The sequence below is a fragment of the Diplocloster agilis genome, from assembly GCF_019042275.1.
Taxonomy (GTDB): Bacteria; Bacillota; Clostridia; order Lachnospirales; family Lachnospiraceae; genus Diplocloster; species Diplocloster agilis.
The window spans coordinates 1-6824 of record NZ_JAHQCW010000078.1 but is presented as its reverse complement, the minus strand read 5'-3'; the positions used below and the strand labels follow the sequence as shown (position 1 = coordinate 6824).

Below are 6824 nucleotides of genomic sequence, written 5' to 3'. Positions count from 1 at the left end.
GAGCTGACTGCTACTAATAGGTCGAGGGCTTGACCAGAATGGTCTGAAGGTTTGAGATTAGAGGTTTGGAAGAGAACCGAACGGATGGAAAAAGATTTTACAGTGTGTAGTTTTGAAGGTACATAAGGCCCAATGGCTCAGTTGGTTAGAGCGCCGCCCTGTCACGGCGGAGGTCGCGGGTTCGAGTCCCGCTTGGGTCGTTTTTTTGACCTTCTTATTTATTTGGGATCTTAGCTCAGCTGGGAGAGCATCTGCCTTACAAGCAGAGGGTCACAGGTTCGAGCCCTGTAGGTCCCATTTTTATCGTATATGGATGGATTCCCGAGTGGCCAAAGGGGGCAGACTGTAAATCTGTTGGCAACGCCTTCGAAGGTTCGAATCCTTCTCCATCCACTGCATAATGCTCATATGGTCTGCTACAGACCAGAAGTTATGCACATAATTTAATAACGCGGGGTGGAGCAGTCTGGAAGCTCGTCGGGCTCATAACCCGAAGGTCATAGGTTCAAATCCTATCCCCGCTACTCATGACAGACTTTTGTTTGTCACAAAACGCCCAGATAGCTCAGTTGGTAGAGCAGAGGACTGAAAATCCTCGTGTCACTGGTTCGATTCCGGTTCTGGGCATTTGTAAACGAAATATTGATATGGGATATTAGCTCAGTTGGTAGAGCACTTGACTTTTAATCAAGTTGTCCGGGGTTCGAATCCCCGATGCCTCACTATTAGAAAATGGCTGTAAACCTAGCAAACATGTGGGTTCGCAGCTTTTTTATTACCATGTGAAAAGAACGTATTTTCGATAAAATCATTGTCGTCAAATGGTCGTCAGAGCCTCCATTGTCGTCAAAATGTCGTCAAAAAAGCGCCCCTTTCAGAGCGCTATTCCTTTATCAATTTTTTCCTTTGTATTTTCTTTCTTCTCATCCAGATGGGCATATGTACGCATGATCATTTTTTCGTCGGCGTGTCCCATGAGTTGCACAGCTTTTTTAAGACTAATCCCAGAGTAATATAGCATCGTACAATAGTTATGCCGGAAGATGTGTGAAGTAAGCCCGAATATAACCTGGTGCTCATCGTCACCGCCGGCGGCAGCATTCATTTTCCGGATGATCGAAGCCCACATTTTGTCATAACTTGACTTTGTCATGATCTGACCGTCCTGCTTCGTAAAGATATGGAAACCACATGATTTCAGGTGATTTTTTAGAGCCGGTACAATTAAATCAGGAATATCAACCATCCTGGATCCGCTGATTGACTTGGCGCGGTGCTCAATTTGTGGATTATTCCCATCAAACACCACAACCTTGTTGATATCTATGACGCGTGATCGCAGATCTATGTCGGCCCTGGTTAGGGCAAGGATCTCTTCCCGCCTGAGGCCGCATCCGTAAGCGATCATGACATATGTCCTTTCCTGATCGGTGAAATCTGCGTTGATCAACGCTTTTTTCTCTATATCCGTAAGGGCACGTTTTTGGGACTGCTGTTTCTCTGGCAACTGGATTTTGCTGCAGGGATTGGACAGGATGAGTTTATCATCAATGGCAGCATCCATGATCTGCTTCATGGTCAAAACAATTTGCTCACATGTCCGCCGGCGATCAGATCGGCTATTGACCATACCCTGTAAATCACTCTTTTGCACCTCGTATACCTTGAGATACCCAATTTCGGGGACTATGTGCTTGTCTATTATGTTCTCGTACATTTTTCGCGTATTTAAGCCTTTTACGGCCTTGTACGTGCGGAACCATTTCCGGGAGTAGTCCGCCATGGTGATCTCCTTCCGGCTGACGTAAGTACCGTGCTCGATCTCATATTTCATGTCCCGAACCTTTTTTTCCAGCTCCGCGCTGGTATCGGCATATACTGTGATCCGATCTGGCCGCCCGTTTGGCTTGTACCCTACCTGCACTTTTGCCTCATAGCGACCGTCTGGACGCTTCTTATACTTGTTCTTTGCCATATTATATTCCTCCCTTAAAAATGAGCGCAAAAAATACGCCCTTGCCAGGCGCATCCTGTGAGTGATATAATATGCTTGATGAGAGCGATATTACATCGCCGGATGCTTCCGGCAGTAGTATCCTTTTACGGTCTCTGTTGGCGCAGGGACCGTTTTTGTTATTTAAGCTTCTTTTGCTGTTCCTTTTCAATTTGTTTTATACTTTTTTTAGGAGTAGGGAGATCTTCTGGCATAGTTCCGCCAAGCTCTTTTATTGTTTGACGGACTTTACTTCCAACCTCATAATGAGTTTGGTTTGCTGCGTCCTTACCAACGATATGTTCTTTCCTGAGTTTTTCATCTGTCTGGGTGGCACGGAATAGGTTGGCTGCAAGTTCGGTGCTACCCATATGATCTAGTATTTTTTGATTCTTACCTAAATTCTTCCTGGCGTGAATTTCCTTTACCCCTAATCCACCATACAACCCCTGATATCCTTTATTTTGAAATATAGCGTAATCTACAGGTTCAACTATTCCCGACATCCTAGCTGCCTCAGCTAAAGATTTGTTGTGAGCTATCATCTCATTACGTATCGCCAATCTCTTTTGGTTTTCATTCAATTCATCATAATTATCGATGAGTTCCTGCTGCCGTGTTTTGATAGCGAAATACGATTGCCCAAGAGCTATCACTTTTTTTCTGGCATCACCGTTCTGAACTATAAGATAACATGCGTAACGTGAAAGTTGATAATCATCAAGTTCTCTTTCTGCCCCAGAACCTATGTTCACCATATTGCCGACCTCGGCAAAATGGTCGCTTATGTTATTTCCACTATTATTGCAAGCTTCCATAGCTCTTATAATTACATTTTTAAAGTTACCCCATTTGGTATATTCAAGAGCTATTTGTAATTCTCGAGCATACCAGAATTCTTCGTTAAATTCATTTACATGTCGGATTGACTCAAAAAGAGATTCCGTATAACTGTTTTCTTCTTCCTGTGATAGCGCTTTTGAGAAAACCCGATTTCGAAATTCAGCTAATCTTGCATCAAATTCTTCGTCTGTCATAATGATCATCCTTTTTAGTTTGCGTTGGTAGTACTGGGTAGGTTTATATTTATTCCCCTAAATCTTTAGAGCTTCCAGACTGAAAAACCTCATCGGTATCTTTATCAATGAAATTTACCACAACTTCCAAATCGGAGGAATCTGTTCCATTTAAGGTATGGTAAAATAAGCCGGACGTGTAAAATGCCAATACACTCATACTTTCCATTTCGTTATATTTTGATTTATCAACGTAAACATTGAATTCTGACATATTATCGTTATATTTTATATCTGTGAATGAAGCTACTTCGTCCGGGCCATCCAGCATGCCGGCTATCATATCATCAATGCTTTTTTTGTATTCAGAAAGCATTTCTTTGTGTTTGCTTTTTGACATTTTATATGTAACAGAGCCGTCAGAATTTACAGTTACATCCTTGATTCCGTCCTCATTGGCAGAGGCCATTATTTCATCTTGAGATCTCCCTTCAAAAAAAGATGCAGGCAAAGTGATTTCGACAGAAAATAATCCCTTTTCAGCTGAAATATCTTGATCTTCCGAATCTTCACCACCATTACCGGTAGATTCTTCATCAACTTTTCCTTCTGCCGGATTGCTTTTGGCAGATGAAGCATAGGTCAATACAGTGACTTCTTGATGCGCCGAAAAACGCTGATCGTCAATGTAAACCCAAATACCTGTCCCTATAACGACTATAATTGTGATTATGCATAAGGACATGGAGACATAAAACCATATCTTATGTTTCAAACGTAACCCCTCTCTTCTTCATTTATACTAATCGTAATTCGATTAGTTCTTTTTGATATCCTAACATTCGGGCCATCTGATCAGTTGTGTATTGCCAGTTTTCGAGAAAAAATACATCATCAATCAATAGTTCGACCGCAAATTTGTTGGCACGAATCTCCATTTTATCAACGGAGAGATATGTGTTATTGCGCAAAAACGGCGTATTGGTCTCCGGATCCATGACGGCGTGCCCAAGTTCGTGTGCGCAGGTAAAATACTTCTGGATCCGGGACAGGTCATGATTAATATGTATTTGTTGCTGTCGCAGTATTTTATTGTAATATCCGTTCACGCTTCCCAGGGCTTCATATAACAGCAAAATGTTTTTTGATTTTGCAATCTCAAACGGATCGTCCGTTTTGTAATACTTCTTTAAGTAAGCGACTTCCTTTTTGATATTATCAAAAGACATGAGATCACTTCCTTAATTATCGCCAGTCTTCCGATATTTTTTCGGCGTGAACTTTTGCTTTGCATTTAGTTTGGCAATCCGAATACTGTTTTCTAAGCTTATTTTCAGAAGCTCTTTTGTTTCATCGTCTAGGGGTTCACCGTCAAACATTAAGCCTTCTTGCTGGCCTTCCAGATCGTCAAGGGCTTGTTCCAAACGCCGGCTTATATCACGTTCGTCTCGCATAGTAAGTTCGTTGGATTTTTCTTTGGGTTCTTCGTTTCCTGAAAGAAGGTAGTCGACAGTAACTCCAAAATAGTCAGCAATTGGTTTCAATTTTGATAGATTTGGAGCTGTCTTATCTATTTTGCTGATATATCCCCTTCCAAAACCGAGATATTCTTCCAATGATTTACTGGTAACCCCATTCTTTTTGCATAGAAATTGAATTCTTTCTTTTATATTCATATGGCTGCCTCTCAAATTAAAGTTGCGAAAAAACGCAAATTTATCTTGACATTTGCCATAAAACGCGTATAATAAACTTAGAAGTTGCGATAAATAGCAAATATAAATAAAAATGCGATAGTTAAATATTGTTGTGGTGACTTTATTTTACTATAAATCGCAAAAAAAATCAATATAAATTTGTTGTTTATCGCAAATTCTTAAAATGCATGTGGAGGGAGGTATAAGAATGGTCTATGACAACCTAAAAGAAATCTGCAAAGAAAAACACATCACATTCCAGGAAATTGAATTATTGGCAGAGCTTGGAGCCGGGTGCATTAGCAGATGGAAAGACGGAAAGGTAAGTCCGAATATAGACACATTAAAAAAAGTTTCGGATGTAGTAGGCATTAAGCTCTCAGACCTTGTAAAGGAGTGACGCATGGATGAGCAAGAGAAAGGAGCGTGATTGGATGACAAAATTTCAAGTGATACAGCAAATTTCTGATCCAGATAAATTTGCGGAACTTATCTTCGACATGATAAATGAAGTGGACACAGTAGATGGGTTTAAAACACTGATAAAGGAGGAACTAACGGAAAATCAGCTACAAACCGTTAAGTCCATAGCTGATAAAAGCGATTATCCGTTGTCCTTAGAGGGATTACAGTAATAACATCCGTTAGCGCCATTGACGGATAAAAACGCCGCCCTTAAAGCTGCATCCTCATAAGAAGTGCAATTAATTACATTAAATGGATTCATTTCATCAATCTGACATTGGGGCGTTTCACTGTCAAGATCATGTATTTCACCGGTGGCTTTATTAAGGACATAACGGCTCCCGTTAAATGGGGCTTTATATCTTCTCATAGTTTACTCCTTTCTTTTGTACTCGGCGCTGCAACGTCTGTAAGTACAGTATAGGAGATAACAGAAAAAAAGTAAATATAAGGAGGACGTATGTACGATCTTATTAGAATAAACTACGATACAGACCAGCCCACTGTATCAGCAAGAGATTTACACGCAGGGCTGGAAATCGAAAAACGTTTCAGTGCATGGTTTGAAACGAACAGCACAGGCTTTGTAGAAGGTGAGGATTTTTCCAAACCGTACCTAAAAGTACGGGTTCAGAAGGAAGGCAACAGGGAGGTTTCCAGGGAAGTTGAGGATTATGATTTGTCAGTGGAGATGGCCAAACATATCTGCCTTATGAGCCGAACTGAAAAGGGAAGACAATGCAGACAGTACCTGATTGAGTTGGAAGGAGCTTGGAATTCACCGGAGCAGGTTATGGCAAGAGCTTTGAAGTTTGCTCAGCGGTCCATGGATAGCCTGAAAGAGAGATGCAAGTTTCTTGGCGGACAGGTCGTAGAGCAGCAGAAAGTTATAGCAGACCTTCAACCCAAGGCCTCGTATTATGACATGATCCTTCAATGCAAAGATCTGATAGCAACCACGGTGATCTCGAAAGACTATGGGATGTCAGCCAAAAAGTTTAACGCTATGCTTCACGACATGGGCGTTCAATACAAGCAGGGCGACACTTGGGTATTGTATGCGAGGTATCAGGGTAATGGCTATCTTAAAACAAAGACGCATAACTATGCGGACTCTAAAGGTATTCAGCACTCTTGCGAGCATGCTTACTGGACACAGAAGGGAAGATTGTTCTTATACGATTTTCTGAGGCAGGAAGGAGTTGTTCCAGTGATAGAAAGGGGGACGGTGTGATGGAGAAAACAATCTTCCGCCCATCAGAGCTGATTGCCATGGGATACGGACGTTGGGAATTAATGTGTGACTGCCGAAGTGAGGGCCAGACATTCGCCACACAGACGCCCGGCGGACACTGGAGGATCGATCTGCCGAAGTACAAAGCGTTCCGGCAGAAGCGAACGCGGGTAAGGAGGCGGGCGGTATGAACCTGCAGCAAGTCACCATTGAGGACTGCATCAACATGTATGACCAGCTTGGCAAGGCCGTAGTAATCAATGACGGCAGGGTTTTGGGATTTGTCCAGTGTCCAGGAATGTGGGCGCAGCAGATCGATACCGGAGAGTTTGGGAGGCAGGTGTTTTTTCACGCCAGATGATCCGGATCATGAGGAAAATTGAAAGGAAGGGCAAAAGGAATGCAGCAAGAACGCAATA

At 42.2% G+C, this 6824-nt stretch carries 10 protein-coding genes and 6 tRNA genes; 11 read left to right on the top strand and 5 right to left on the bottom strand.

The annotated features are described in order from the left end of the window. Positions 1-126: 126 nt before the first annotated feature. The 6 genes from KTH89_RS24515 (at position 127) to KTH89_RS24490 (ending at position 722) form a co-directional block, all read left to right on the top strand. Positions 127-200: transfer RNA gene (locus tag KTH89_RS24515), tRNA-Asp, on the top strand. Positions 201-224: 24 nt separating this feature from the next. Next, positions 225-297: transfer RNA gene (locus KTH89_RS24510), tRNA-Val, on the top strand. A gap of 14 nt (positions 298-311) precedes the next feature. Next, positions 312-393 (top strand) — tRNA-Tyr (locus KTH89_RS24505). 57 nt (positions 394-450) lie between these two features. Next, positions 451-524, top strand: a tRNA-Met gene (locus tag KTH89_RS24500). 30 nt (positions 525-554) lie between these two features. Further along, a tRNA-Phe gene (locus KTH89_RS24495) sits at positions 555-627 on the top strand. A 22-nt stretch (positions 628-649) separates the two neighbouring features. Next, positions 650-722: transfer RNA gene (locus KTH89_RS24490), tRNA-Lys, on the top strand. Positions 723-874: 152 nt separating this feature from the next. Here the strand turns inward: KTH89_RS24490 and KTH89_RS24485 are convergent. The 5 genes from KTH89_RS24485 to KTH89_RS24465 form a co-directional block, all read right to left on the bottom strand. Further along, complete coding sequence (locus KTH89_RS24485) at positions 875-1975, bottom strand: tyrosine-type recombinase/integrase (protein WP_238723451.1); 1101 nt, start codon at positions 1973-1975, stop codon at positions 875-877. 158 nt (positions 1976-2133) lie between these two features. Further along, a complete protein-coding gene (dinD, locus tag KTH89_RS24480) occupies positions 2134-3030 on the bottom strand; it encodes a DNA damage-inducible protein D (RefSeq protein WP_238723450.1) in 897 nt (298 codons plus the stop codon). Positions 3031-3079: 49 nt separating this feature from the next. Beyond that, on the bottom strand, positions 3080-3784 hold the full coding sequence (locus tag KTH89_RS24475; protein ID WP_238723449.1) for a hypothetical protein: 705 nt from the start codon (positions 3782-3784) through the stop codon (positions 3080-3082). Between the two features lie 22 nt (positions 3785-3806). Beyond that, positions 3807-4238 (bottom strand): ImmA/IrrE family metallo-endopeptidase, encoded by a 432-nt coding sequence (locus KTH89_RS24470; protein ID WP_238723448.1) that lies wholly within the window; start codon positions 4236-4238, stop codon positions 3807-3809. Positions 4239-4250: 12 nt separating this feature from the next. Next, the gene (locus tag KTH89_RS24465; RefSeq protein ID WP_238723447.1) at positions 4251-4685 is read right to left on the bottom strand and encodes a helix-turn-helix domain-containing protein; all 435 of its coding nucleotides are present in this window, start codon (positions 4683-4685) and stop codon (positions 4251-4253) included. Between the two features lie 229 nt (positions 4686-4914). Between KTH89_RS24465 and KTH89_RS24460 the strand changes: the two genes are divergently transcribed. The 5 genes from KTH89_RS24460 (at position 4915) to KTH89_RS24440 (ending at position 6766) form a co-directional block, all read left to right on the top strand. Then, a complete protein-coding gene (locus KTH89_RS24460; RefSeq protein WP_238723446.1) occupies positions 4915-5106 on the top strand; it encodes a helix-turn-helix domain-containing protein in 192 nt (63 codons plus the stop codon). Positions 5107-5113: 7 nt separating this feature from the next. Continuing rightward, the gene (locus KTH89_RS24455; protein WP_238723445.1) at positions 5114-5341 is read left to right on the top strand and encodes a hypothetical protein; all 228 of its coding nucleotides are present in this window, start codon (positions 5114-5116) and stop codon (positions 5339-5341) included. Between the two features lie 290 nt (positions 5342-5631). Further along, positions 5632-6405, top strand: coding sequence for a phage antirepressor KilAC domain-containing protein (locus tag KTH89_RS24450; protein ID WP_238723444.1), 774 nt, complete (start codon positions 5632-5634; stop codon positions 6403-6405). Beyond that, the gene (locus tag KTH89_RS24445) at positions 6405-6596 is read left to right on the top strand and encodes a hypothetical protein (RefSeq protein ID WP_238723443.1); all 192 of its coding nucleotides are present in this window, start codon (positions 6405-6407) and stop codon (positions 6594-6596) included. Before KTH89_RS24450 ends, KTH89_RS24445 begins: the two co-directional genes overlap by 1 nt. Further along, a complete protein-coding gene (locus KTH89_RS24440; protein ID WP_238723442.1) occupies positions 6593-6766 on the top strand; it encodes a hypothetical protein in 174 nt (57 codons plus the stop codon). Before KTH89_RS24445 ends, KTH89_RS24440 begins: the two co-directional genes overlap by 4 nt. Positions 6767-6824: the final 58 nt, after the last annotated feature.

What these genes read in the sequence shown, in the direction of transcription:
- KTH89_RS24485 (WP_238723451.1), bottom strand. Translation starts at nt 1,975, where the DNA reads ATGGCAAAGAACAAGTATAAGAAGCGTCCAGACGGTCGCTATGAGGCA.
- dinD (WP_238723450.1), bottom strand. Translation starts at nt 3,030, where the DNA reads ATGACAGACGAAGAATTTGATGCAAGATTAGCTGAATTTCGAAATCGG.
- KTH89_RS24470 (WP_238723448.1), bottom strand. Translation starts at nt 4,238, where the DNA reads ATGTCTTTTGATAATATCAAAAAGGAAGTCGCTTACTTAAAGAAGTAT.
- KTH89_RS24465 (WP_238723447.1), bottom strand. Translation starts at nt 4,685, where the DNA reads ATGAATATAAAAGAAAGAATTCAATTTCTATGCAAAAAGAATGGGGTT.
- KTH89_RS24460 (WP_238723446.1), top strand. Translation starts at nt 4,915, where the DNA reads ATGGTCTATGACAACCTAAAAGAAATCTGCAAAGAAAAACACATCACA.
- KTH89_RS24455 (WP_238723445.1), top strand. Translation starts at nt 5,114, where the DNA reads ATGAGCAAGAGAAAGGAGCGTGATTGGATGACAAAATTTCAAGTGATA.
- KTH89_RS24450 (WP_238723444.1), top strand. Translation starts at nt 5,632, where the DNA reads ATGTACGATCTTATTAGAATAAACTACGATACAGACCAGCCCACTGTA.
- KTH89_RS24445 (WP_238723443.1), top strand. Translation starts at nt 6,405, where the DNA reads ATGGAGAAAACAATCTTCCGCCCATCAGAGCTGATTGCCATGGGATAC.
- KTH89_RS24440 (WP_238723442.1), top strand. Translation starts at nt 6,593, where the DNA reads ATGAACCTGCAGCAAGTCACCATTGAGGACTGCATCAACATGTATGAC.